Genomic DNA, 23,226 nt, shown 5'->3' on the forward strand with positions numbered 1-23,226 from the left:
TGCCTGCCCGAAATCGGTGGGCGCGGACTCGGCGAGGTGGCAGGATCGGGCCGGTGTCCGATTTCATGAGCCCCTCAGCCCTCGACCGCCGCACCACCGCCGCCGTTTCGATCACCGAACGCCAGCTCTACCTGGAACTCAACGGATCCGGATTCAGCACCGAGATCACCGAGCACGCGCTCGCGTAGTCCGCCGCACCTGCCTGCCGGACCGCGTGCCGAACGCTGCTCGACCGCGCTGTTCACGCGGCCCGATTCAGCACGATCCGCCCGCGCAGCCCGGCCAGGCGAGCGCACGGGCGGACCTGCTGCCCAATCGCATTCAGTCCGACTGTGCGGACCGCCCCCTCACCCGAGGTCGGCGAGTTGCGGGACGATCGGGGCCAGCCCGTCGATCCACTTGGCCGGGGAGCCGGTGAGCGGAATGGCCATCACGGCATCCACGCCGAGTTTCGCGTAATCGGCCATGGCGCGGACGAATTCGTCGCGGGTGTCGGGGGTGGCGTAAGAGCGGTCGGCCATGATGGTTGTGCGGATCGTGCTGTAGTCACGGCCCACATCGTCGCAATGGCGGCGCAGGACGTCGAGCTTGTGTTCCACCTCGGCGGGTGAGGTGGCGAAGAGGTTGCAGGCATCGCCGTACTGCGCGACCAGGCGCAGGGTCTTGCGTTCGCCGCCGCCACCGATGAGGACGGTGGGCCGGTGCAGAGGCTGTGGGGAGCACAGGGTTTCGGCCAGCTGGTAGTGCTTGCCGTCGAAGGGGCCGTTGTTGTCGGGGTCCCACATCTGCGCGCAGATGCGCAGAGCTTCCTCGAGCCGTTCGAAGCGTTCGGAGATCGGCGGGTAGGGCACGCCGAGGCCGTGGTGTTCGCGGTCGAACCAGGCGGCGCCGAGGCCGAGGGCGGCGCGGCCGCCGGAGAGCACGTCGAGGGTGGTGACGATCTTGGCGAGCAGGCCGGGATGGCGATAGGTGACGCCGGTGACCAGCAGGCCGAGTTCCACACTCGAGGTGTGCGCGGCCAGGAAGCCCAGCGTGGTGTACCCCTCGAGCATGTGCGCCTCGGCGGGCAGACCGGTGGGCGGGATCTGGAAGTAGTGGTCCATGAACGACAGCCAGGTCGCGCCGGCTTCTTCGGCCGCCGCGCCCACCCTGGTCAATTCACCGGCGATCGCGCCGGGGCCACCGTCGATGTCGAAGTTCGGAATGTGAAAACCGAGGTCCATACGATGATCTCCTCAGATCGGCAGGCTGTACGGCACAGGTTATGAGCTGGAGTGCACTCCAGGTCAAGGCCTGCTCGTCGCGCGCGAACCTGCCCCTACGGCCGCCGCTGTCCCCGCATCCGCGACGGCCGTCGCGCATCCGTATCGTCAGCGGCGCAGTCCACCGGCGAACGGCATCTCCCGCCACTGGTCGATGGCCGGCTTCATGAAGTCGACCAGCACCGGAAGTTGCGGTGCCAGCCAGAGGTAAGCGACAACCCGCAGCATGCCGACCGCGTTGACGAACTTCATCGCCTCGGGATTCAACGGCCGCAGACCACGCCGGCGCGCCCCACGGTCGTAGGCGGCTTCCAGCTCCGGTCCGAGCGCCGCCAGATCCCATTCGACCGGGCCGAGCGTCACCAGCTCGAAATCGGAGAACAGGTCGCCGCGCACACCGGGGAAAATGTTCGCCGGTGGCGAATCGCCGTGGATGGGTTGCAGGTCGACCCCGGGAAATGCCTCCTCGAAGGCCGGGCGGGAACGCACCAGCGGCTCCAGGATCGACCACTCGCGGCGTGCGCGGTCCAGATCAGTGGCATCGAGAAGGTCGGGGCGGGTACCGAGCGCGGCCAGAGCTTCGGTGACGAACCCCGGTTCGGCCGCGGACAGGAACGACAACTGCCCGGGATAGGCGCGCAGGGCCGCGTGCAGGTCGGCGACGCGTTCGCAGTTCGCCGCGTAGTCGGGTTCGGCGTCCGGTTGCTCGTCGACGTACTCCCAGAAGGTCATCGAGAACCCGTCGCGGCGAACGGGTTCGGCCGGAACGAGCGAACTGGGGGCGATGACGGGCGTGCCCTGATCGGCCAGCCACCGCGTCACGTCGAGTTCCGAACGTTGCCGCCGGGCCAGCGCGTCGAGGCCGCCGCCGGCCGGCAGCACGGTCGGTATCCGCGCGACGACCGGCGCGGGCGCGAGGTGGACGACGACGGAGAACAGATCGTGCAGCACCCGCGCCTCGGTGACGGTGAGACCTAGGTCGCGCCCCGCTCCGACGGCAGCGTCGACGGCGGCGGCGGTGCGATCGGCGAGGGCTGAGGGGCTCATGAAATCGGACACCGGCCCGATCCTGCCACCTCGCCGAGTCCGCGCCCACCGATTTCGGGCAGGCATGGCGGGCCGGGCGCCCGCTAGTATTCGCATATGCGTTCGATCACCACCGCACAGCGGCGCGCACGGCTCGGGGTCCGGCATCGGCTGGCCTACCGGCAGCGCAGTGCCGACGTCGCGGATATCGCGCGGTCGATGGTGGTGCTGCACGCGACCGATCCGGCGACGGTGTTCCTGTCGGTGGCCGCGCGTGGCGACGGGATCATGCCCGCCGATATCGAACAGGCGCTGTACGAGGATCGTTCGTTGCTGCGGATGCTGGCGATGCGGCGCACCATGTTCGTGGCGCCGGTGGAGCTGGTGCCCGTCCTGCAGGCCTCGTGCGCGGATGCACTGGCCGACAAGCAGCGCCGCACCTACGGAAAATTCCTCGAGCAGGCCGGAATCGGTGATGGTGACGTGCGGTCCTGGTGGACGGCGGTCGAGGAGCACACGCATCGGGCGCTGCTCGCGCGCGGCGCCGCCACCGGTGCGCAGCTGAGCAAGGATGTGCCGCTGCTGCGCACCCAGGTGAATACCGCACCGGAGAAGGCGTATTCGCGTCCGACGAATATCACCACCTGGGTGCTGGTGACGCTCGGCGCGGAGGGGCGCATCGTGCGTGGGCGCCCCAACGGCAGCTGGTCGAGCAGCCAGTACACCTGGTCGCCGATCGAATCGTGGCTGCCCGGCGGCGTGCCCGTCCTGCCCGCCGACGACGCCCGCGACGCACTGGTCCGGCAGTGGTTGCGCGCGTTCGGCCCGGCACCGGTGAGCGATATCAAATGGTGGACCGGGTGGACGCTCGGTGAGGTGCGAAAGACACTGGCGCGCCTCGACATCACCGAGGTGGAACTCGACGAGGGCACCGGTGTGATCCTCACCGACGACCTCGATCCGGTGGCCGAACCCGAACCATGGGCGGCGCTGCTGCCCGCGCTCGATCCCACGCCGATGGGCTGGCAGTCGCGCTCCTGGTACCTCGGTGACCACGCCGCCGCCCTGTTCGACCGCAACGGCAATATCGGACCGACCATCTGGTGCGACGGCCGCATCGTCGGCGGCTGGGCGCAACGCAAGAACGGGGAGATCGCGCTGCGGCTGCTGGAGGACGTCGGGTCCGACGCCATCGCGATGATCGAGGCGGAAGCCGAACGGATCGGCGCCTGGTTCGGCGATGTCCGCCCGGTTCCCCGCTTCCGGACCCCGCTCGAAAAGGAACTGACCGCCTGAGCCGATGGCCGGTCGCGGCGAACACACCCGTGCCGGGGTTCACTACTGTCGGGTGCATGGATGCTCGCCCGTACCGGGAAACCGACCGCGCCGAACTCCGCGAGCTGTTCGGCCGCGCGGGTGCGGGTTCGCCCACCGAACGCCTCTGGGGGCACGCCGATTCCGAGGCCGCGGTGTATCTGGACCCCTATATGGATCTGGAGCCCGAATCGCTGTTCGTCGCCGAGCACGAGGGCCGCCTGATCGGTTACCTCGCCGGATGCGTCGACACCGCCGCGTTCCCCTCCGAGAGCGAGCGGATGGAGCAGGCGTTTCGCCGCTACCGCTCGATCTTCCTGTCCCGCTCCGCCGTGTTCTTCGCCCGCGCCGGCCTCGACACACTGACCGCCACGATCCGGCGGACGCCGGTCGCGGAAGATTTCACCGACCCCCGCTGGCCCGCGCACCTGCACATCAATGTCGCCCCGGAAGGCCGCGGCACCGGCGCCGCCGACGCGATGATGCGGTTGTGGTTCACCCGCCTGCGTTCGGTCGACTCCCCCGGCTGCCATCTACAGACGTTGGTCCAGAACGCCCGGGCGGTGAAGTTCTTCGACCGCATGGGATTTCGGCCGCACGGCCCCCGGCCACTCGTCCCCGGCGTGCGATACCAGGGCAAGCGGGTGCGTCAGCAGACCATGGTGCGGGAGTTCTGAGCCTATCGACCGACGTCGAGTATTCGGCGGCAGACGGCGGCCGTCGGCTCGGCGACCGTATCGATGGCACGCAGATGCGGCGTCGCCGCGAGGTCGTTGACCACGGTGAACGCCGCGTGGATCCGGATGCGGGTCTCATCGGCGTCCCAGTGCGGATGGATCTGCCGCAGCAGTTGCGCCCATTCGGCGATGTACTCGCGTTGCACCTGGCGGGTGCGGCGGCGATCGTCGGCGGGCAGCCGATCGGCCTCCGAGATCAGCAGGCGCATCAGATCGTTGTACTCGAAGACGAACTCGCAGTAGCTCGTGATGAGCAGGCGCACGGCATCGATGGCGCTGCGGGCGCGGCCGAGCTGGCGGATCATATCGGCGCGCAGCAGTTCGTTCCCGCGGCGCATGGCCGTGGCCAGGATGTCGGCCTTGCTGTCGAAATGGTTGTAGATGCTCGGGCCCGCGATGCCGACGGCGGCGCCGATATCGTCGTTGCCGACGCCGGCGAATCCGTGCCTGGCGAACAGCGTGGTGGCGGTGCGCAGGATCGCTTCGCGCCGATTCGGCGCCCACCGCGGCGCGGGCTCATCGGCTCGGCTCGGGCTCGGCAGCGGCGCGATCGGCATCTCCGCGACCGCCCTGCTGAGACCGGCGATCAAGGCGACGAAGCGCTCCTTCGGCAGCTCGAGGTGGTAATAGGACGCGCTGGTGGTGACACCGAGGACACACCACGACAGGTAATCGGCCTCGGCGTGCCCGAGTTCGGGCCGGGCGCGTCGCAGGATCTCGGCCAGCCGGGCACCGATGCCGCGCAACTGATGGCGTAGCTCGGTGCGCGCCGCACCGCTCAGATGCCTGGCCTCGGCGTGCCAGAGCACCCCGGCACCGCGATGCTCCAGCATGGTTTCGGCCAGGATGACGGCCGGATCGGCGCTCGGATCGGCGGCGAGGCCGTCGAGGGCGGCTTCCACCGTGGTCAGCGCGCCGGCCACGACGGCATACAGCAGGTCCTGCTTGCCGGTGAAGTGGCGATACAGTGCCGACGGCCCGATGGCGACCGCGTCGGCGACATCGCGCATCGACACACCCGCGTAGCCGCGCCGGAAGTACAGGTCGGCGGCCGCGGCGAGGATCAGGTCGCGCCGGTTGGCCGGGCGGGTGCCGCGAGCCGGCCGTGCCACCTGCGTCGGCTCGGCTCGGCTCGCGATCACTGCCCGCTCCTCCCGCATCGTCAGACGTTGAACCCGCCACCGCAGACGAGTGTCTGGCCGCTGATGTAATCGGATTCCGGGGTGCACAGCAAGTACACCGCACCGGCCGCTTCGACCGGCGTGCCCGCCCGGCCCAGCGGGATCGAGTGTTCCATCGCCGCCAGCAGATCGGGGTTGACGCCGACTTTCAGCTCCCGGCCCTGCACGTCGATGGTGCTGCTGCCGTCGGCAGGCGCTTCGGTGAGCCGGGTCTTGATGAGCCCGAACGCGACCGCGTTGACGGTGACGTTGTAGCGACCCCATTCCTTCGCCAGGGTCTTGGTCAGGCCGAGCACACCCGCCTTGGCGGCGGAGTAATTGGACTGTCCGGCATTGCCTCCGGTGCCCGCCATCGACGAAATGTTGACCACCTTCCGGCACGGCACCGGCTCGCCCGCCTCCTTGGCTCGCTTCACCAGACCGGCGATCACCGGCTGGGCGGCCCGCAAGATCCGGAACGGCGCCTTGAGGTGCACGTCCAGGATGGCGTCCCACTGCTCGTCGGTCATCTTCTGGATCACCGAATCCCAGGTGTAGCCGGCATTGTTGACGATGATGTCGAGGCCGCCGTAGGTGTCGACGGCGGTGGCGACGAAGCGCTGCGCGAAGTCCTCATCGGTGACGCTGCCGGGCACCGCCACCGCCTGGCCGCCCGCGGCCTCGATGGCGGCGACGGTCTCCTTCGCCGGTTCGGCATCGAGATCGTTGACGACCACGCGCGCTCCCTGCGCGGCGAACTTCAGCGCGATCTCGCGGCCGATGCCGCGGCCGGAGCCGGAGACGATGGCGACCTTGTTGTCCAGATTTCCCATGGTGAATCTCCTTACGTGCGAAGGTCAGAGGGCGATGACGGCGGGGTCGAGCGGCATGGGTCAGCCCACCTTCTGGTACAGGGTGACGACGGCGGCACCGCCGAGGCCGATGTTGTGTTGCAAGGCGACCCGCGCATCGTCCACCTGACGCTGCTCGGCCTCGCCCCGCAGCTGCCACACCAGTTCGGCGCATTGGGCCAGACCGGTCGCGCCCAGCGGATGCCCCTTCGACAGCAGCCCACCCGACGGGTTGGTGACGACCCGGCCGCCGTAGGTGTTGTCCCCGTCGGCGATGAACTTCTCGGCCGTCCCCTCCGGGGTGAGTCCGAGTGCCTCGTAGGTGAGCAGTTCGTTGGTGGTGAAGCAGTCGTGCAGCTCGACCACGCGGATGTCCTCGGGCCCGATGCCCGCGCGCTCGTACACCTGCTGCGCGGCCGAGCGGGCCATATCGGCGCCGACGATATCGATCATCGAATCGCTGTCGAAGGTCGCGGGACCGTCGGTGGTCATGGCCTGCGCGGCGATCGCGACGTCGCGGCGCAGCCCGTGCTTGCGTGCGTACTCCGCGCTCACCAGCACTGCCGCGGCCGCTCCGCAGGTGGGCGGGCAGCACTGCAATCGGGTGAGCGGTCCGTAGATCCGCGGTGCGGCCAGCACCTGCTCGACGGTCAACGGGTCGCGGAACACCGCGAACGGGTTATGGGCCGCGTGCTTGCGCGCCTTGACCGCGATCTGGGCGAACACCGCCGGATCCATGCCGTATCTGTCGGCGTACTCGCGGCCGGCGCCGCCGAAGTACTGCGCCGCGAACGGTGCGTCGCTGCCACCCTGGAGGCGGTCGACGACGGCGCCGAAACTGTCGAACGGGCTCGGCCGATCGGTGTAGGACATGGTGAGCGCACCGCGCTGCATCTGTTCGAACCCCACCGCGAGCACCACATCGGCGACGCCGTGCTCGATGGCCTGCCTGGCCAGGAACAGCGCCGACGAGCCGGTCGAGCAGTTGTTGTTGACGTTGACCACCGGGATACCGGTGACGCCGACCCGGTACAGCGCGGCCTGACCGGAGGTGGAATCGCCGTAGACGTAGCCCGCATAGGCCTGCTGGACGGCGGTGTAGTCGATGCCGGCGTCGATCAGTGCGGCGCGCACCGCGCGTTCACCCATCACGTCGTAGGTCTGGCTCGTGCGCGGGGTGGTGAACGGGATCATCCCGACACCGGCGACGAGGGTCGTGACTCCCATAGCCTTTCTCCAATCAGCTATCAGCAATTCACTTACATGGTTGCACCAGCAGGAGTATCGGTGTCAATACTGAAAAAGCGCTCCAACCAGCCCAGGTGACGGCTCTTTACACCTATCAGTCGTTTACTTACACTGCCTGGTGTGACCTAGGTCGCACTCTGATCACCTGCTCCAGGAGGACACGATGTACCTCACGCAATCCCTGCATCGCGCGCTACAGCAGCGGCCCGGCGAGATAGCCACGATCTGCGGCGACCGGGTGCGCACCGTCGCCGAGTCGGCGGATCGGGTCGCGCGGTTGGCCGGCGCGCTGAATGCGCTCGGGGTGCGACAGGGCGAGCGCGTGGGGATCCTGGCGTTGAACAGCGATCGCTACCACGAGTACTACCTGGCGGTGCCGTGGCTCGGCGCGGTCGCCAATCCGGTGAACATCCGCTGGAGCGTCGCGGAAATCGTCTACTCGCTGCAGGATTCGGACACCACCGTGCTACTGGTCGACGATGCGTTCGCGCCGATGATCGCGCCGATCCGCAAGGCCTTCGACCGGCTGCGCACGGTGATCTTCATCGGTGACGGCGACGCACCGCCGGACACCGTCGACTACGAAGAACTGATCGCGGGCCACGAACCCGTGCCCGACACCCGCACCGGCGGCGACACCCTGCTCGGCATCTTCTACACCGGCGGCACCACCGGTCACCCCAAGGGCGTCATGCTCAGCCACGACAATCTGGTCACCTCGGCGCTGGGCTCGCTGTCCACCGGCCACGTACTCTCTCGCGCCGGACGCCTGCTGCACGCCGCGCCGATGTTCCATCTGGCCGATTTCGCCCTGTGGACCTGCGGCAACCTGGCCGACGCGACGCACGTGTTCGTCCCGGCCTTCACGCCCGCCGGCGTACTGGAAACCATGGCCGGGCAACGGATCACCGACGCACTACTGGTGCCGACCATGATCCAGATGCTGGTCGACGATCCGGCCGCCGCCTCGCATGATCTCAGCAGTGTGCGGCATCTGATCTACGGCGCCTCACCGATTGCGGAGGCCGTGCTGGAACGGGCGATGGCGATGTTCCCGGACGCCGGTTTCACCCAGGCCTACGGCATGACCGAACTCTCGCCGATCGCCACACTGCTCTCCCCGGCCGACCATCTGCGCCCGGAACTGCGTCGCTCGGCCGGCCGGGCGGCGCCGCACGTGGAGGTCAAGGTCGTCGACGAGACCGGCGCGGAGGTGCCGCGCGGTGCGGTCGGTGAGGTGGTCGCGCGTGGTGACAACGTGATGCTCGGCTATTGGAACAAGCCCGAAGCGACCGCCGAGGCGATCCGCGACGGCTGGATGCACACCGGTGACGGCGGCCGGATGGACGAGCAGGGCTATGTGTTCATCGTCGACCGGATCAAGGACATGATCATCACCGGCGGCGAGAACGTGTATTCGGTGGAGGTCGAAAACGCCGTGGCGGCCCACCCTTCCGTCGCCGCCTGCGCCGTGATCGGGGTACCCGACGACCAGTGGGGCGAACGGGTGCACGCGGTCATCGTCCGGCAGCCGGGCGCCGAACTGGACTCCGACACCGTGCGTGAGCACTGCAAGAGCCTGATCGCGAACTACAAGATCCCCCGCAGTGTCGCGTTCGTGGACTCCCTGCCCGTTTCGGGGGCGGGCAAGATCCTCAAACGCGAACTGCGCAAAGAGTTCTGGAGCGAGTCGGCGCCCGCGGTGCACTGACCGGGCGCCGGTGCGCCCGGAGGACGCCGGGCCTACATATCCAGGCCGAGATCCAGCACCGTCACCGAGTGGGTGAGCGCGCCGACGGCGAGGAAGTCGACACCGGTGCGGGCGTACTCGGCGGCCACATCGAGGGTGAGGCCGCCGGAGGACTCCAGTTTCGTGCGGGGTGCGGTGGCGTTGCGGCGCTGAACCGCGGCCTGGGTCTGCCAGAGCGGGAAGTTGTCCAGCAGCACCAGCTCCACGTCCTCGGCGAGCACCGCGTCGAGCTGTTCGAGGCTGTCGACCTCCACCTCGCAGGCGATATCGGGGGCGAGTTCGCGGACCGCGCGCAGCGCCTCGACCACCGAACCGGCGGCGACGACGTGGTTGTCCTTGATGAGGGCGGCGTCCCCGAGGCCCATCCGGTGATTGACGCCGCCGCCCACCCGCACCGCGTACTTCTGCAGAGCCCGCAGACCGGGCAGGGTCTTGCGGCTGTCGCGGATACGGCATTCGGTGCCGGAGACGGCGTCCACCCAGGCGGCGGTGGCGGTGGCGATGCCGGACAGGTGGCACAGCAGGTTCAGCATGGTGCGTTCAGCGGTGAGCAGCCCGCGAGTCGGTGCGACGATGCTCAGCACGGCGTCGCCCGGCGTGACGCGGGTGCCATCGGCCACCCGCTCGGCGACCTCGTAGTTGCCCGCGCCGATGACCTCGTCGAGTACCAGCAACCCGACATCGATCCCGGCTACCGTCCCCGGCTGCCGCGAGACCACCGAGGCCTTCACCACCGCGTCCTCGGGGACCGTCGCGACGGTCGTCACGTCCGGGCCGTAGCGCAGGTCCTCGTCCAGCGCGGTGCGGATCAGCGTGCGCACTTCCTCGCGGTCCAACCCCGCATCCAAACCCATTACGAACTCCCTACTCTCATGTCTGTGGCGGCCGAATGGCCCACGGCGGCACGGGTTCGGCCGCCGTGTGTCACCGGCGGGCGCTATCCGGTGGTGACCGGCACGGTCAGTGGCGTGGAAGACGGGTTGCCGTCCGGCCCCAGCCGGATCGCTGTGCTGGCGCGGGCGGCATCGACCGGCACCGGGTGATCGGAACGGGTGTGGCAGCCCCGGCTCTCCTCCCGCGCCGCCGCCGCGAGCAGCAGAGCGCGCGCGGTGACGGTGAGGGCCGCGTCCTCGAACGCGGCGATGCGCCGGGCCAGCAGTTCGGAGCGACCGGCCGCATCCGCGTCGGCGCCTGCCGCAAGCTGCTCCGGCGCAAGCGTATCCATCACCGTCGAGTCAGGAGTGAGCGGCGAATCTTCCGTACCGCGCGCAGCCCTTCCCAGGGCATCGAGTGCCGCTGTGAGGCCTGCGGCGTCGCGCACGACGCCCGCGTGCGTGGTCATCAGCCGCTGCACGAGTTCCCGTGGTGCCGCGGGGGCCTCGACCTTCGCACCGAAGGTGAAGCCGGTCGGTTCGCCCAGGCGCGCCACTGCGGCTGCTCCCGCGCGTTCGCCCACCACCAGGCCCTCCAGCAAGCTGTTGGAGGCCAGACGGTTCGCCCCGTGCAGACCGGTGCGCGCCACCTCCCCCGCCGCGTACAGCCCCGGCACCGAGGTGCGGCCGCACACGTCGGTGACGACACCACCACACTGGTAGTGAGCTGCCGGTGCCACCGGGATCAGCTCGGTACGCGGGTCGATCCCGGCCGCCAGGCAGGAGGCGGTGATCGTCGGGAAGCGCCGGGTGAAACCCTCGACGGCGCGCGCGTCGAGATAGACGTGATCCTCCCCCAGCTGTCGCATGCGGTCGGCGATGGCGCGCGAGACCACATCGCGGGGCGCGAGATCACCGAGCGGATGCACACCCGCGGTCACCGACTCGCCACGCGAATCGACCAGCACCGCACCCTCGCCGCGCACCGCTTCGCTGATCAGCGGCCTGCGGCCGAGCCCGCCCGGCCTGTGCAGCACCGTGGGATGGAACTGCACGAACTCCAGGTCCGCTACCTCGGCGCCGGCCCACAGGGCGAGCGCGATGCCGTCGGCGGTGGCACCCGGCGGATTGGTGCTCAGCGCGTAGAGCTGACCGAGCCCGCCGGTGGCCAGCAGCACGGCGGGCGCGTGCACCGCGCCGATCCCGCGCTCGGATACCGCGATCACCCCGCGCACGCCACGATCTCCGGTGACGATCCGCAGGGCGGCGGTGCGGAACAGCACCGGCAGCCCCGCCGCGTTCAACGCCCGCTGCACCTCCGCGCCGGTGGCGTCACCGCCCGCGTGAATGATCCGCCGGGTACTGTGCCCGCCCTCTCGGGTGCGTGAGATCTGCCCGTCGCGGCCGAGGTCGAAGACGGCGCCCAGATCCGTCAGCGCGGCGACAGCGTCCTGACCGCCGGCAACGATCGACTCAACCGCCGCGACATCACAGAGACCGCCGCCCGCGTCGACGGTGTCACGCACATGCGATTCGACCGAATCCCCGTGCGGCGCAACCACGGCGATGCCGCCCTGCGCATACTGGGTCGAGGTGTCGGTCGGCCCGCCCTTGCTGAGCACCAGCACCCGCAGCCCACGCTGGGACGCCGCGCGGGCCGCGGTCAGCCCCGCGACCCCACCTCCGATGACGACGAAATCCGCGTCCGCGGTCCAGTCGAAGCCCATCCCGTTCCTACCTTCTTCCCGCATTCGCGGTTCCCGCGGCCGGCGCCGCATCGCGCGCCGTGGCGGCGATATCGGCACGCGGCCGCGATGCCGGGCTTACTCCCCGCCGCCGGGATTACCGATCTCGATCATGCGCTGCACCGAATTGCGGGCCAGAGCCGCGGTTTCCGGATCGACGTGCACCTCGTCGGTGTTCTCGGCGAGGCTGCGCAGCAGGGCGGCCGGGGTGATCATCTTCATGTACTTACAGGCCGCGCGGTCGTTGACGGCCTGGAAATCGATGCCGGGCGCGGCCTTGCGCAGCTGGTGCAGCATGCCGACCTCGGTGGCCACCAGCACCTGATTCGACTTGGCCGCCTTGGCCGCGTCGATCATGCCGCCGGTGGACAGGATGTGCACCCGGTCGGCCGGGAACGAGCCCTCGCCCGCCAGGTACAGCGCCGAGGTGGCGCACCCGCATTCGGGGTGCACGAACAGTTCGGCGTCCGGGTGGGTGCGCGCCTGTTCCTGGAGTTCGTCGCCGTTGATGCCGGCGTGCACGTGGCATTCGCCCGCCCAGATGTGCATGTTCTCCCGGCCGGTGACGCGCTTGACGTGCGCACCGAGGAACTGGTCCGGCAGGAACAGCACCTCGCGGCCGGGGTCGATGGAGGCGACCACGTCGACGGCGTTGGAGGAGGTGCAGCAGATGTCGGTGAGGGCCTTCACCGCGGCGGTGGTGTTCACATACGACACCACGACCGCGCCCGGGTGCTCGGCCTTCCACTCGCGCAGCTCGTCGGCGGTGATCGAATCGGCCAGCGAGCAACCCGCGCGCTGATCCGGGATCAGGACGGTCTTGTCAGGGCTCAGGATCTTGGCGGTCTCGGCCATGAAGTGCACGCCGCAGAACACGATGGTGTCCTCGGGTGCTTCGGCCGCGATCCGGGACAGCGCCAGCGAGTCACCGACGTGGTCGGCCACGTCCTGGATCTCGGGCAGCTGGTAGTTGTGCGCGAGGATGGTCGCGTTGCGCATCCTGGCGAGGCGTTTGACCTCGCTCGCCCACTCGGGTGTCGCGTCGACCCCGGCGAATCCCGACGGGGTGTCGGTGACCCGCTCCAACAGTGCGGGGGCGAGTTCAGCTCCCATCGTCGCCATGACGGCTCCTTCCTTCGTGCGAGCCGGCATCGCCGCCGATTCGCACCACACCAGGTTTTCGACTTATGATCGAAAACATGGCCCATAGTAGCACCATCCATGAATCGCTCACCGCGGTGTTCCAGGTTCGCCGCTTCCCTGCCGACATCTCCGCAGGTCAGAGCGGTGACTTGGGTTCTGGCGGGCGCAGCGGGCGGCGCACTCCTGGTCAACGGACCGAATTGGCCGTGCTGCTGTGGCAGCGGGCGCTCGACCCGCAGGCGGGCACCTGGTCGCTACCCGGTGGCCGGTTGCGCGACGACGAGGACCTGGATTTCTCGGCCCGCAGGCAGCTGGCCGAGAAGGTCGATGTGCGCGAGCTGACCCATCTCGAGCAGCTGTCGGTGTTCAGCGCCCCCGACCGGGTGCCGCCGCCGCGCCGCATCGCCTCGGCCTACCTGGGCCTGGTGCCGTTGACCGCCGATCCGCAACTGCCCTCCGACACCGCCTGGCATCCGGTGACGGCACTACCGAACATGTCCTTCGACCACGGCATCGTCGTCGACCATGCGCGAACTCGGTTGGCCGCCAAGCTTTCCTACACCAATATCGCCTTCGCGCTCGCCCCGGATACCTTCACCATGTCGACGCTGCGCGAAATCTATTGCGTAGCACTCGGATACGACGTCGACACGACGAACCTGCAACGAGTCCTCAGCCGCCGCAAGGTGATCACCCCCACCGGCGAGACCGCCGCTCCCGGCCGCGCCGGTGGGCGCCCCGCCGCCGTCTACCGCTTCACCGACTCCGAACTCCGCGTCACCGACGAGTTCGCCGCGCTGCGCCCACCGACCTGAGCGGCACACAGCCGTGTTTCGGCGTGGACCGGCAGCCGACTCCGGACGGGGCCTGCCCGACCAGTCGGCGGCGGTTCACCCGGTGCGGAAGGCCCGGCGGTAGGCGCCCGGCGTCGTACCGACGTGGGTGCGGAAATGGCGGCGCAGGTTCACCGCCGAGGACAGGCCGACGCGGGCCGCGATCGCCTCCACCGGCAGATCAGTCTGTTCGAGCAGGGTACGAGCTTCGGCCACGCGCCGTGCCAGTAACCAGGCACCCGGGCCGGTGCCGAGCTGTTCGGTGAATCGCCGGGCCAGGGTGCGCGGCGAAACATTCAGGTGCACGGCCAGATCCGCGACCGACAGCGGGGTGTCCAGGCGCGCGGCCGCCCATTCCAGCAGTCCGTCGAGGGCGTCCTCCGGCGGCGGGGCGGGCGCGTACTGGAGTTGGCCGCCGTCGCGATGCGGCGGCATCACCATGTGGCGGGCCACCAGGGCCGCGTGCGCGGCGCCGTGATCCGTGCGGACCAGGTGCAGGCACAGGTCGATGCCCGCGCCCGCGCCCGCGCTGGTGGCGACGTCACCGTGGTCGACATAGAGCACGTCGGGCTGCACCCGCACGGCCGGGAACTCCCGCGCCAGCTGGGCGGCCCGCGCCCAGTGCGTGGTGGCCTCGCGACCGTCCAGCAGCCCGGTGCGGGCCAGGGCGAACACCCCCGAACAGATCGTCACCAGCCGCGCACCCCTGCGGTGCGCGGCCAGCAGTGCCCGGCGCACCCGCTCCGGCAACGGCGCCTCGACGGGCGCCCATCCCGGAATGATGACCGTATCCGCCGACCGCAGCGCCGACAGCCCGTGCGCGACCGACATCGAGTATCCGGCCGAGGTGGGCACCGACCCGGGTTTCTCCGCACAGACCAGGAATTCGTAGCGCTGCGGAATCCCGGCCCGCGCGGTGCCGAAGACCTCGGCCGCGCAACCGAGCTCGAATGTGGACTGGACCGGCCGCACCAGAGCGACGACGCGATGCATGGCAGGAAAATACCCTATGGTGTCTTTACCGCCACTGGTGTGCCGGCCCGATGGCCCGGCAGGGTGGGTGGCATGCATCCGGAAATCCTGGCCCAGCAGGGCTACACGTCCGTATCCGTCGACGACGCGCCTGTGCGTGAACTCTTTCCCGGCATCCGGCTCCGGCCGCTGTGGCGCGGGCCGGACGGGGCACACGCGAACGTGCTGGAGATGGATCCCGGCGCCTCCTGGCCGCGGCGCGACGTGCACGAACCCGGCCCGGAGGAAGTGTTCGTCGTGGCGGGTACGTTCAACGACGGGGCCCGCGACTATCCGGCGGGCACCTTCCTGCACGCACCGGCGGGCACCTGGCATGTGCCCGCGACAACGACCGGCTGCACGCTGTTCCTGTTCTATCCCGAAGGCTAGGAGCAGCCGCGCACCGGCCGAATTCCCCTACTGGTGATCGGCTTTCGCGTGTTTGCGTTCGCGCCGGTAGCGCCGCTTGTTCGGCAGTGGCCGGGCGGCGTTGGAACTGCGGAGCGCGTGGCGCCTGCGCCAGGCGGTCAGGTCGGGTCGCTCCGATGCCTGTCCGCCGGCGCGCGACGCCGAGTCGCCGGCAGCCGCTGGGGTGGTGCTGCGCATGGGTTCACCTCCTCTCGCCGATGCGCGGCTACTCACGCGTGGCGACGCACTCGTGTAACGCTGTCGCCCCGGATGAATGCCGTGCCACCGTAGGCGGGTGCGGTCGGGCCGGGCCAGCGGTTTTCGTGGCGGGCCGACCGCCCCGTGCGATTCGTGACGCGGACCGTTGCGGGGTCAGGCCGATTTCATATCCGGCGTGGGAGCCGGTTCGGGTGGACGGTGGGTCGATCGGTGGATCGCCCAGGCGATCAACTCGATGAACCAGAACAGGATCAGATACACCGTCACCACCGTCACCGGGACGGCCAGGAACAGCACCGACAGCACCGCGACGAGCAGGAACCGCGCAATATCGCCTGCGGTGGCGCCGCGCAACCGGCTGGCGAAACGCACGGCCGCCCACATCATCCAGCGGCGCGGCACCGACACCCCGAGCTCACCGAGGGTGCGGCGGAAGATGCCGTCGGCATCGGCGGCGCTCACCACGCCGGAACTCAGCAGATAGTCGTGCAGGATGGCGGCTTTCGTGTACGCGCCGTAGCGCGGGATCAACCACACGACCGGGCGCGGCACCGAGGCGAAATCGGTGCGGAAACCCGCGGGCACCACGAATCGCTCGGTGGCGCCGTGGTACTCCAACGGTTCGGCCACCTGCCAGAACCGTTCGTCGAGTTCCTCGACGACGATCCCGCCATCGGAGAACGGCATGGCTCGCCTCCCCTGAAAGTCCAGCGTATGCACCAATTCTAGGGTCGGCAGGTAGCTACTCGGCCGAACACACGGCAACGGTTGGGCCAACAACCGATTCGACCGGGCAGGCCCGCGCACCGCGGGCGTCAGTTCGACGAATCCCGTTCCGGCAGCGTCTCCGGCCGCTGCGCACCGGGCTGAAGCGGCGCACCGTAGACCCCGGGGTTCGCGGGCACCCGGTACGGGTCGTACACCGCCGCGGGATCGTAGGCGTAATCCGGCACCGGTCGCGACGCCCCCACCGGTCCCGCGTACCCGGTCCCCAGATCCTCCGACGAACTCAGCGCGGCAAGGAACAACACCACCAGCGCCGCGATCAACGGCTGCGGCACCAGGGCGAGCCAGGTGCCGACCTCCGGCGGCAGGGCCACGATCTGACCCACCGGCGGATCGGTGGGGCGCGGATGGTTCGCATCGGCGATGTACTGGCCGAGCAGTGCCATCAGCCAGCCGCCCGCCAGCGATCCGAACAGCAGGCCCGCGAACGCGATGGGCCCGCGCACCCGCCGCCACCGCCATGCGCCCACGGCCGAGACCAGCCCGATCACCGCGCCCACGCAGACGAAGATCGCCACCGCGTCGAACCGGTGCGCGCTCTCCCCGGTGAGCGCCGCGCCTCGTCCCGGCTGCACCACGAGCAGCTGTTCGGCCGGCGCGAGCAGCGCCCACACCACCGCCCCGATCAGGTTGGCGACGATGACGGCGGCCGCGATGACGCCCGCCGCGCCCACCTCGCGGCGCACGGCAGCGCCCGGTTCCGCCGTCACGGGGTGGGCTTGCGTAGACGCTTCGACCATGTGCGCGATTATGACCGACCGCCCCGGCCGCGGCCCTAGCGGCGCTCCAGGCTGCTCGAATCGGTCACCCCGTGCCGGGAGCATTTGGCCCACCAGCCGTCGGGGTTGACCTGCACGATCATCCTGCGCCCGCAGTGCTCGCAGAACCGCGGCGGCTCCAGACCCAGCTCGGCGGCCTTCGGGATCGGGTCGTCGAGGCCCGGCACGATCCGTTTGCCGGTGAACGGGTTGTAGCGCTCGTCCATCTCCATGACCGCCGACCGTCAGATGGTGTCGTTGAGCGCCTTGATCGGCATCTTCAGCTCGCCGAGCAAGTCGAGGTCGCTCTCGGCGGGGCGGCCGAGCGTGGTCAGGTAGTTGCCGACGATGACGGCGTTGATGCCGCCGAGGATGCCCTGCTTGGCGCCGAGATCGCCGAGGGTGATCTCGCGGCCGCCGGCGAAGCGCAGGATGGTGCGCGGCAGCGCCAGCCGGAACGCGGCCACCGCACGCAGCGCATCGGCGGCAGGCAGCACCTCGAGGTCGCCGAAGGGGGTGCCCGGGCGCGGGTTGAGGAAGTTCAGCGGGACCTCGTCGGGCTCCAGTTCGGCCAGGTTGGCGGCGAATTCGGCGCGCTGTTCCAGGCTTTCGCCCATGCCGAGGATGCCGCCGCAGCAGACCTCCATGCCGGCCGCACGCACCATGCGCAGGGTGTCCCAGCGCTCCTCCCAGGTGTGGGTGGTGACGACGTTGGGGAAATGCGAGCGCGAGGTCTCCAGGTTGTGGTTGTAGCGGTGCACGCCCATGGCGGCGAGTTGGTCGACCTGTTCCTGGGTGAGCATGCCGAGCGAGCACGCGACCTGGATGTCGACTTCATTGCGGATGGCTTCGACACCGGCGGCGACCTGGGCCATCAGCCGCTCGTCCGGGCCACGCACGGCCGCGACGATGCAGAATTCGGTGGCGCCGGTCTTGGCGGTTTGCTTGGCGGCCTCCACCAGGCTCGGGATGTCGAGCCAGGCGGCGCGCACCGGCGACTGGAACAGGCCCGACTGGGAGCAGAAGTGGCAGTCCTCCGGGCAGCCGCCGGTCTTGAGGCTGATGATGCCCTCGACCTCGACCTCCGGTCCGCACCACTTCATCCGCACGTCGTGGGCCAATGCCAGCAGGTCCTCGAGCCGGTCGTCACCGAGCTCCAGTACCTCGAGAGTTTGCTCCTGGGTGAGTCCGACGCCGCGCTCGAGCACCTGCTCGCGGGCGATGGCCAGAATGTCGGTGGTCACGGGTGCCTGGGTCACTGCACGAATCCCTTTCATCCGGCCGGGGCGCGGCCGTCGACGGCCGATCGAGAGGGCGTTCACACTGGAAGGAGTGTGCACACTGAACCGACCCGGCAACTTGAACGGTGTTCAGGATAGGCTAGCTCGAGAGTGAGACACAACACGACGGGAGGGTTCCAGCGTGCAACTGCACCGGTCCGATGTGGTCGACGGCGCCATCGCCATCCTCGACCAATACGGTCTCGCCGACCTCACGATGCGTCGCCTGGCCGGATCGTTGCACGTACAGCCGGGCGCCCTGTACTGGCACTTCCCGAACAAGCAGGCCCTGCTCGGCGCGGTGGCCGACCGCATCCTCGCGCCCATGGAGGATCCGCTGACGGCCACCGACTGGCCGGGCCAGCTCACCGAACTCGCGCACCGGCTGCGCAACTGCCTGCTGGCCTACCGTGACGGCGCCGAACTCGTCTCGGCCACCTACGCCTCGCGGCTGACCACCAGCAAGGGCCGCGAGCGTTTCGCCGGCGCCGCCATCCGGGCGGGCATGCCCCGCGCCGAGGCCGAACTGGCGGCGTTCACGCTGCTGTATTACGTGCTCGGGCACACCGTCGACGAGCAGTCGCGGATGCAGATGGATTCGGCGGGCGCGCTCGCCGACGCGGCGTCACCGCTCGAGCAGACCGAATCCATCGACCCCACAGCCCGTTTCGATTTCGGACTGCAGTTGTTCGTCGGCGGTATCCGGCACCTGCTCGGCTCACGCGTGCGCTGAGCGGGCCGGCGCAGTGCTCGCGCGCCGGCCCGCTCGGAGCCGGATGGCTATCGGGCGCTCACCGGGCCAGTGCGGGCCGTCGCGCGAACCGGCTCTCCGGACGCGGCAACCCGAAGTGATCGCGCAATGTGGTCCCCCGGTATTCGGTGCGGAACAGCCCGCGCTCACGCAGGATCGGCACCACGGTCTCGGTGAACACCTCGAGCCCGCCCGGGTAATACGGCGGCATCACATTGAATCCGTCGGCCGCACCGTGGCGGAACCATTCTTCGATGGTGTCGGCCACCTGTTCCGGTGTTCCGGCGACGACCCGATGCCCGCGCGCACCGGCCAGCCGATACAGCAGTCCACGCACCGTGGGACGTTCCCGCTCCACGATTCCCGCCACCACTTGCAGGCGGCTCTGGGCGTTATCGGTGACGTCGCCGGCATCGGCGAACAATTCGTACGGCACCGGCTCGTCGAGTGCCAGATGCCGCAGACTCTTGCCCGCGATGCTCTCCAGCTGCGTCAGACCGTATTCCGGCACGGTGAGCTCGTTGAACTCCCGTTCCAGCCGCCGCGCCGCGGCTTCGGTGTCGGCGATGAACGGGCTGATGCCGGGCAGGATCTTGACGTGCTCGGGATCGCGGCCGAAGCCGCGCGCCCGCTCCTTGATGTCGCGGTAGAACCGCTGCGCGTCCTCGAGCCGCTGGTGCGCGGTGAAGATGGCCTCGGCGTAGCGGCCCGCGAAGGCGCGGCCGTCATTGGACGCACCGGCCTGCACCAGCACCGGATAGCCCTGCGGCGTGCGCGCGGAGCTGAACGGGCCACGCACGCGCAGGTATTCGCCGTCGAAGTCGATCCGGTGGATCTTGTCCGGGTCGGCGTAGCGTCCGGCCGCGCGGTCGAACACGATCGCGTCGTCTTCCCAGCTGTCCCACAGCGCGACCACCGCGTCGACGAATTCCCGTGCCCTGGCATAGCGTTCGCGATGATCGGGGTGCCGGTCGAGACCGAAGTTGGCCGCCGCCGCCTCGGTTCCGGTGGTGACGATGTTCCAGCCCGCGCGGCCGCCGGAGATGTGGTCGAGCGAGGAGAACAGCCGCGCCAGGTTGTAGGGCTCGTAGTAGGTGGTCGAGGCCGTCGCGATCAACCCGAGATGCGTTGTCGCCGCGGCGATCGCGGTGAGCAGCGTGATCGGCTCCAGCCCCGGCGCGGCATTGAACTCCACGTTGGTGCGCAGAGCGGGCCCGTCGGCGAAGAACACCGCGTCGAAGGTCGCGGCCTCGGCGGTGCGGGCGATCTGCTGGTAATAAGACACGTCGTAGATCCGGTCGGCGCCGCTGTCGGGATGCCGCCAGGCCGCCTCGTGATGGCCGGCCGGGTAGATGAACGCGTTGAGACTCAACTGTCGCTGCTCGGTCATGACGCCTGCTTCACCTGCGCTGCCTGCGGCTCGACACCGAGCCCGCCGAGCAGCTCCTCTCGATACTGCGCGAAGGCCGGATCGCTGTGCCGGCGTGGGTGTTCCAAATCTATGCGGCGGTCCAGCACGATGCGCCCCGCTTCCAGGACGAGTACGCGATCGGCCAGCGACACCGCCTCGTCCACATCATGGGTCACCAGCAGCACGGCCGGAGTGTGCTTGGCGCACAGCTCGCGCAACAGCGCATGCATCCGGATCCGGGTGAGCGCGTCGAGCGCGCCGAAGGGCTCGTCGGCCAGCAGCAGGGCCGGTGCGCGCACCAGCGAACGGGCCAGCGCCACCCGCTGCTGTTCACCACCGGACAGCTCGCGCGGCCAGGCCTTCTCCCGGCCGGCCAGGCCGACTTCGGCGAGCGCGTCCCGGCCGCGGTCGGCGGCACCGGGCCCGGTCAGCCCGAGGGTGACGTTGGCGAGCACCCGTGTCCACGGCAGCAGCCGCGAATCCTGGAACACCACCGCCTTTTCCGCGGGCACCGACAACTCCCCCGAGCCGGGCACACCGTCGTCGAGTTCGGCCAGCGCCCGCAGCAAGGTGCTCTTCCCGGAGCCGCTGCGGCCCAGCAGCGCCACGAATTCACCGCGCGCGATATCGAGATCGAGGCCGTCGAGAACCACCCGCTCACCGAAGCCGCGAGTGAGCGCGCGGGCCCGGACGAGGTTCAGTCGCCGAGAGTCTGCCGCCATGACAGCGCCTTCCTTTCCACGGTGCGTACCGCGAGATCGCCGAGCAGCCCGAGCAGGCCGTAGATGACCAGGCCCACCACGATGACGTCGATCTGGCCGTAGGTGCGGGCCTGGGTCATCAGATAGCCGATGCCGCTGGTCGCGTTGACCTGTTCGACCACCACCAGCGCCAGCCAGGAGATGGTGACGGCCAGCCGCAGCCCGGTGAAGAACCCGGGCAGCGAACCGGGCAGGGCGATGGTGCGGATGAACGCCGTCCGCGACAGGCCCACCGTCTCGGCGAGTTCGACATAGCGTGCGTCGACGCTGCGCAGATGCGCGTGGGTGTTGATGTAGACCGGGATGAGCACGCTGGTGGTGATGACGATGAGCTTCATCTGCTCGCCGATGCCGAACCACACGATGAACAGCGGGATCAATGCCAGCGTCGGGATGGAGCGTTTGATCTGGATCGGCCCGTCCACCAGTGCCTCACCGAGGCGGCTGAGCCCGGCGATCAAGGCGAGCACCACCCCGATGACCACGCCGAGCACCAGACTGATCCCGGCCCGTTGCAGCGAGGTGAGCAGGTTGGATTGCAGGCGGCCGTCGGCGATGAGCTCGCCCGCGGTCTGCGCGACCGTCCACGGCGCGGGCAACGTCTCCGGGTCGAGCGCACCGGAAGCGGACCCGGCGATCCACGCGGCGATCAGCAGCGCGGGTCCGAGCGCCGCGCCGAACGGGATCGCCCGGCCCGGACCGAGCGTGCGGCGGGTGCGCTTGCGTGCGGCGAGCGCGGGGGTGGACGCAGTGCGCGGTACCCGTCCGACGACGCCCGCGCGTGCGGTATGGACAGCCATCAGTTGCTCCCCGGTGCGAAGCCGGCGCCGACCTGGCCGACGGTTTCGGTGATGACGGCGTCGAATCGCAGGTCGATGCCGTCGGCGGCGTCGACCTTGCGCGGCAGTTCGCCGGCGGCGTCGATGACGTCGATGGTGGCCTGCTGGCGATCGATCAGCTGCTGGTCCAGATGCGGGAAGGTGATGGTGCCACGCGATTCCACGATGCGGGTGGCGTCGTCGAGGCTCACCTTCTGGTTGTCCACGTAGTACTTCTGCGCCCATTCGCCGCGGTGCTCGTTCACCCACTGCCACGACCGCACGTACGCGGCCACCAGCGCCCGCACCGCGGCGGCCTTGGCCGGATCACGCACCACCTCGCGGCGCGCGTACAGATAGGTGAGCCCCGGGTAGGTGCCCTCGGTTTCCTCGGCCGGGATCAGCGAGGTGCCCGGAGTGCGCAGGAACCGGGTGGTGTTGGGTTCATTGAGCGGCGCGAGATCGACCTGGCCGGTGCGTACCGCGTCCAGGAATTCGGCGAGCTGGATGCGCACCAACTCCACGTCGGAGGTCCGCAGCCCGGCCTTGTCCAGCAAACGCAGCACCGCCGCCTGCTGTGAGGTCCCCTCGGCGTAGGCGATCTTCTTCCCCTTGATCTCCGCGGCCGTGCGCACCGAGACACCGGGCGCCACCGCGAATCGCAAAGCGCTGGGATCGATCTGCGCCGCCGCGACGATCGGCACGTCCTGTTTCGCGGCGAGGGCGTGGATGGGCGGGACATCGCCGACCCAGGCGGCGTCGGCGGCCCCGGCGCGGAACGATTCCAGGATGGCCGGCCCGCCGACGAAGTTGGCGAACTCGACCTCGAACGGCAGCTTGTCCAGCTCGCCCGAGAGCAGCAGTTGATGGCGCAGCAGTTCGGATTGGTCGGCGAGGACGAGCTTGGTGCCCGGCGGCACCTCGGTGGGCAGCGGCCCGTCGACGACAGACCCCGCCTCCGTCGTGTCGGAGGCACATCCGGTCAGCGCGAACGTCGCGAACGATACCGCGGCGAGCAGGAGGGCGGCGGTGCGGCCGCGCGGGCCGGTGCGGGAGATACGAGGTCGAGCCATGCCGGAATT

The 23,226-nt window shown here is 69.6% G+C and carries 25 protein-coding genes; 7 read left to right on the forward strand and 18 right to left on the reverse strand.

Features of this window, described 5'->3' with window-relative positions:
• Positions 1–53: 53 nt before the first annotated feature.
• The gene (locus GV790_RS31345) at positions 54–188 is read left to right on the forward strand and encodes a hypothetical protein (RefSeq protein ID WP_256673505.1); all 135 of its coding nucleotides are present in this window, start codon (positions 54–56) and stop codon (positions 186–188) included.
• Positions 189–347: 159 nt separating this feature from the next.
• On the opposite strand, the gene GV790_RS24365 is transcribed toward GV790_RS31345, so the two are convergent.
• Positions 348–1,223 (reverse strand): LLM class F420-dependent oxidoreductase, encoded by an 876-nt coding sequence (locus tag GV790_RS24365; protein ID WP_163816463.1) that lies wholly within the window; start codon positions 1,221–1,223, stop codon positions 348–350.
• A 147-nt stretch (positions 1,224–1,370) separates the two neighbouring features.
• Positions 1,371–2,321 (reverse strand): phosphotransferase, encoded by a 951-nt coding sequence (locus GV790_RS24370; protein WP_163816465.1) that lies wholly within the window; start codon positions 2,319–2,321, stop codon positions 1,371–1,373.
• A gap of 84 nt (positions 2,322–2,405) precedes the next feature.
• Here GV790_RS24370 and GV790_RS24375 point away from each other — a divergent pair, with 84 nt between their 5' ends.
• Positions 2,406–3,584, forward strand: coding sequence for a winged helix DNA-binding domain-containing protein (locus tag GV790_RS24375; protein WP_163816467.1), 1,179 nt, complete (start codon positions 2,406–2,408; stop codon positions 3,582–3,584).
• Between the two features lie 56 nt (positions 3,585–3,640).
• A complete protein-coding gene (locus GV790_RS24380; RefSeq protein WP_163816470.1) occupies positions 3,641–4,279 on the forward strand; it encodes a GNAT family N-acetyltransferase in 639 nt (212 codons plus the stop codon).
• A gap of 2 nt (positions 4,280–4,281) precedes the next feature.
• Here GV790_RS24380 and GV790_RS24385 read toward each other — a convergent pair whose 3' ends face one another.
• The 3 genes from GV790_RS24385 to GV790_RS24395 are packed head-to-tail and all read right to left on the reverse strand — an operon-like array spanning position 4,282 to position 7,577.
• Positions 4,282–5,481: a TetR/AcrR family transcriptional regulator gene (locus GV790_RS24385; protein ID WP_163816472.1), complete on the reverse strand. Its 1,200-nt coding sequence runs from the start codon at positions 5,479–5,481 to the stop codon at positions 4,282–4,284.
• 20 nt (positions 5,482–5,501) lie between these two features.
• A complete protein-coding gene (locus GV790_RS24390) occupies positions 5,502–6,332 on the reverse strand; it encodes an SDR family NAD(P)-dependent oxidoreductase (protein WP_163816474.1) in 831 nt (276 codons plus the stop codon).
• A gap of 60 nt (positions 6,333–6,392) precedes the next feature.
• A complete protein-coding gene (locus GV790_RS24395; RefSeq protein WP_163816476.1) occupies positions 6,393–7,577 on the reverse strand; it encodes a lipid-transfer protein in 1,185 nt (394 codons plus the stop codon).
• A gap of 184 nt (positions 7,578–7,761) precedes the next feature.
• On the opposite strand from GV790_RS24395, the gene GV790_RS24400 reads away from it, so the two are divergent.
• Positions 7,762–9,309, forward strand: a complete 1,548-nt coding sequence (locus GV790_RS24400; protein WP_163816478.1) for a long-chain-fatty-acid--CoA ligase — start codon at positions 7,762–7,764, stop codon at positions 9,307–9,309.
• 32 nt (positions 9,310–9,341) lie between these two features.
• Here the strand turns inward: GV790_RS24400 and nadC are convergent, their stop codons facing one another.
• From nadC to nadA, 3 genes are all read right to left on the reverse strand, one after another.
• Positions 9,342–10,202: a carboxylating nicotinate-nucleotide diphosphorylase gene (nadC, locus tag GV790_RS24405; RefSeq protein ID WP_163816480.1), complete on the reverse strand. Its 861-nt coding sequence runs from the start codon at positions 10,200–10,202 to the stop codon at positions 9,342–9,344.
• Positions 10,203–10,285: 83 nt separating this feature from the next.
• A complete protein-coding gene (locus GV790_RS24410) occupies positions 10,286–11,947 on the reverse strand; it encodes an L-aspartate oxidase (protein WP_163816482.1) in 1,662 nt (553 codons plus the stop codon).
• 96 nt (positions 11,948–12,043) lie between these two features.
• On the reverse strand, positions 12,044–13,087 hold the full coding sequence (gene nadA / locus GV790_RS24415; protein ID WP_163816484.1) for a quinolinate synthase NadA: 1,044 nt from the start codon (positions 13,085–13,087) through the stop codon (positions 12,044–12,046).
• A 77-nt stretch (positions 13,088–13,164) separates the two neighbouring features.
• Here nadA and GV790_RS24420 point away from each other — a divergent pair, with 77 nt between their 5' ends.
• Positions 13,165–13,923, forward strand: coding sequence for an NUDIX hydrolase (locus tag GV790_RS24420; protein ID WP_163816486.1), 759 nt, complete (start codon positions 13,165–13,167; stop codon positions 13,921–13,923).
• Positions 13,924–13,998: 75 nt separating this feature from the next.
• Here GV790_RS24420 and GV790_RS24425 read toward each other — a convergent pair whose 3' ends face one another.
• On the reverse strand, positions 13,999–14,934 hold the full coding sequence (locus tag GV790_RS24425; RefSeq protein ID WP_163816488.1) for a GlxA family transcriptional regulator: 936 nt from the start codon (positions 14,932–14,934) through the stop codon (positions 13,999–14,001).
• A gap of 72 nt (positions 14,935–15,006) precedes the next feature.
• Between GV790_RS24425 and GV790_RS24430 the strand changes: the two genes are divergently transcribed.
• The gene (locus GV790_RS24430) at positions 15,007–15,342 is read left to right on the forward strand and encodes a cupin domain-containing protein (protein ID WP_163816491.1); all 336 of its coding nucleotides are present in this window, start codon (positions 15,007–15,009) and stop codon (positions 15,340–15,342) included.
• 27 nt (positions 15,343–15,369) lie between these two features.
• On the opposite strand, the gene GV790_RS24435 is transcribed toward GV790_RS24430, so the two are convergent.
• The 5 genes from GV790_RS24435 to bioB form a co-directional block, all read right to left on the reverse strand.
• Complete coding sequence (locus tag GV790_RS24435) at positions 15,370–15,558, reverse strand: hypothetical protein (RefSeq protein WP_163816493.1); 189 nt, start codon at positions 15,556–15,558, stop codon at positions 15,370–15,372.
• Positions 15,559–15,732: 174 nt separating this feature from the next.
• A complete protein-coding gene (locus GV790_RS24440) occupies positions 15,733–16,266 on the reverse strand; it encodes a DUF1353 domain-containing protein (RefSeq protein WP_163816495.1) in 534 nt (177 codons plus the stop codon).
• A gap of 128 nt (positions 16,267–16,394) precedes the next feature.
• Complete coding sequence (locus GV790_RS24445) at positions 16,395–17,105, reverse strand: DUF2567 domain-containing protein (protein WP_163816497.1); 711 nt, start codon at positions 17,103–17,105, stop codon at positions 16,395–16,397.
• A gap of 35 nt (positions 17,106–17,140) precedes the next feature.
• A complete protein-coding gene (gene bsaP, locus GV790_RS24450) occupies positions 17,141–17,356 on the reverse strand; it encodes a biotin synthase auxiliary protein BsaP (protein ID WP_163816500.1) in 216 nt (71 codons plus the stop codon).
• 12 nt (positions 17,357–17,368) lie between these two features.
• Positions 17,369–18,382, reverse strand: coding sequence for a biotin synthase BioB (bioB, locus tag GV790_RS24455; RefSeq protein ID WP_163816501.1), 1,014 nt, complete (start codon positions 18,380–18,382; stop codon positions 17,369–17,371).
• Positions 18,383–18,545: 163 nt separating this feature from the next.
• Here bioB and GV790_RS24460 point away from each other — a divergent pair, with 163 nt between their 5' ends.
• Complete coding sequence (locus GV790_RS24460; RefSeq protein ID WP_163816504.1) at positions 18,546–19,136, forward strand: TetR/AcrR family transcriptional regulator C-terminal domain-containing protein; 591 nt, start codon at positions 18,546–18,548, stop codon at positions 19,134–19,136.
• 58 nt (positions 19,137–19,194) lie between these two features.
• Here GV790_RS24460 and GV790_RS24465 read toward each other — a convergent pair whose 3' ends face one another.
• The 4 genes from GV790_RS24465 to GV790_RS24480 are packed head-to-tail and all read right to left on the reverse strand — an operon-like array spanning position 19,195 to position 23,217.
• Complete coding sequence (locus GV790_RS24465; RefSeq protein WP_163816507.1) at positions 19,195–20,544, reverse strand: LLM class flavin-dependent oxidoreductase; 1,350 nt, start codon at positions 20,542–20,544, stop codon at positions 19,195–19,197.
• Complete coding sequence (locus GV790_RS24470; protein WP_175585998.1) at positions 20,541–21,287, reverse strand: ABC transporter ATP-binding protein; 747 nt, start codon at positions 21,285–21,287, stop codon at positions 20,541–20,543. The genes GV790_RS24465 and GV790_RS24470 overlap by 4 nt, the downstream gene beginning before the upstream one ends.
• Positions 21,263–22,126 (reverse strand): ABC transporter permease, encoded by an 864-nt coding sequence (locus GV790_RS24475; protein ID WP_163816509.1) that lies wholly within the window; start codon positions 22,124–22,126, stop codon positions 21,263–21,265. The genes GV790_RS24470 and GV790_RS24475 overlap by 25 nt, the downstream gene beginning before the upstream one ends.
• Positions 22,126–23,217, reverse strand: a complete 1,092-nt coding sequence (locus GV790_RS24480; RefSeq protein WP_175585999.1) for an ABC transporter substrate-binding protein — start codon at positions 23,215–23,217, stop codon at positions 22,126–22,128. The genes GV790_RS24475 and GV790_RS24480 overlap by 1 nt, the downstream gene beginning before the upstream one ends.
• Positions 23,218–23,226: the final 9 nt, after the last annotated feature.

This window comes from Nocardia cyriacigeorgica, assembly GCF_010858045.1.
Lineage (GTDB): Bacteria > Actinomycetota > Actinomycetes > Mycobacteriales > Mycobacteriaceae > Nocardia > Nocardia cyriacigeorgica_E.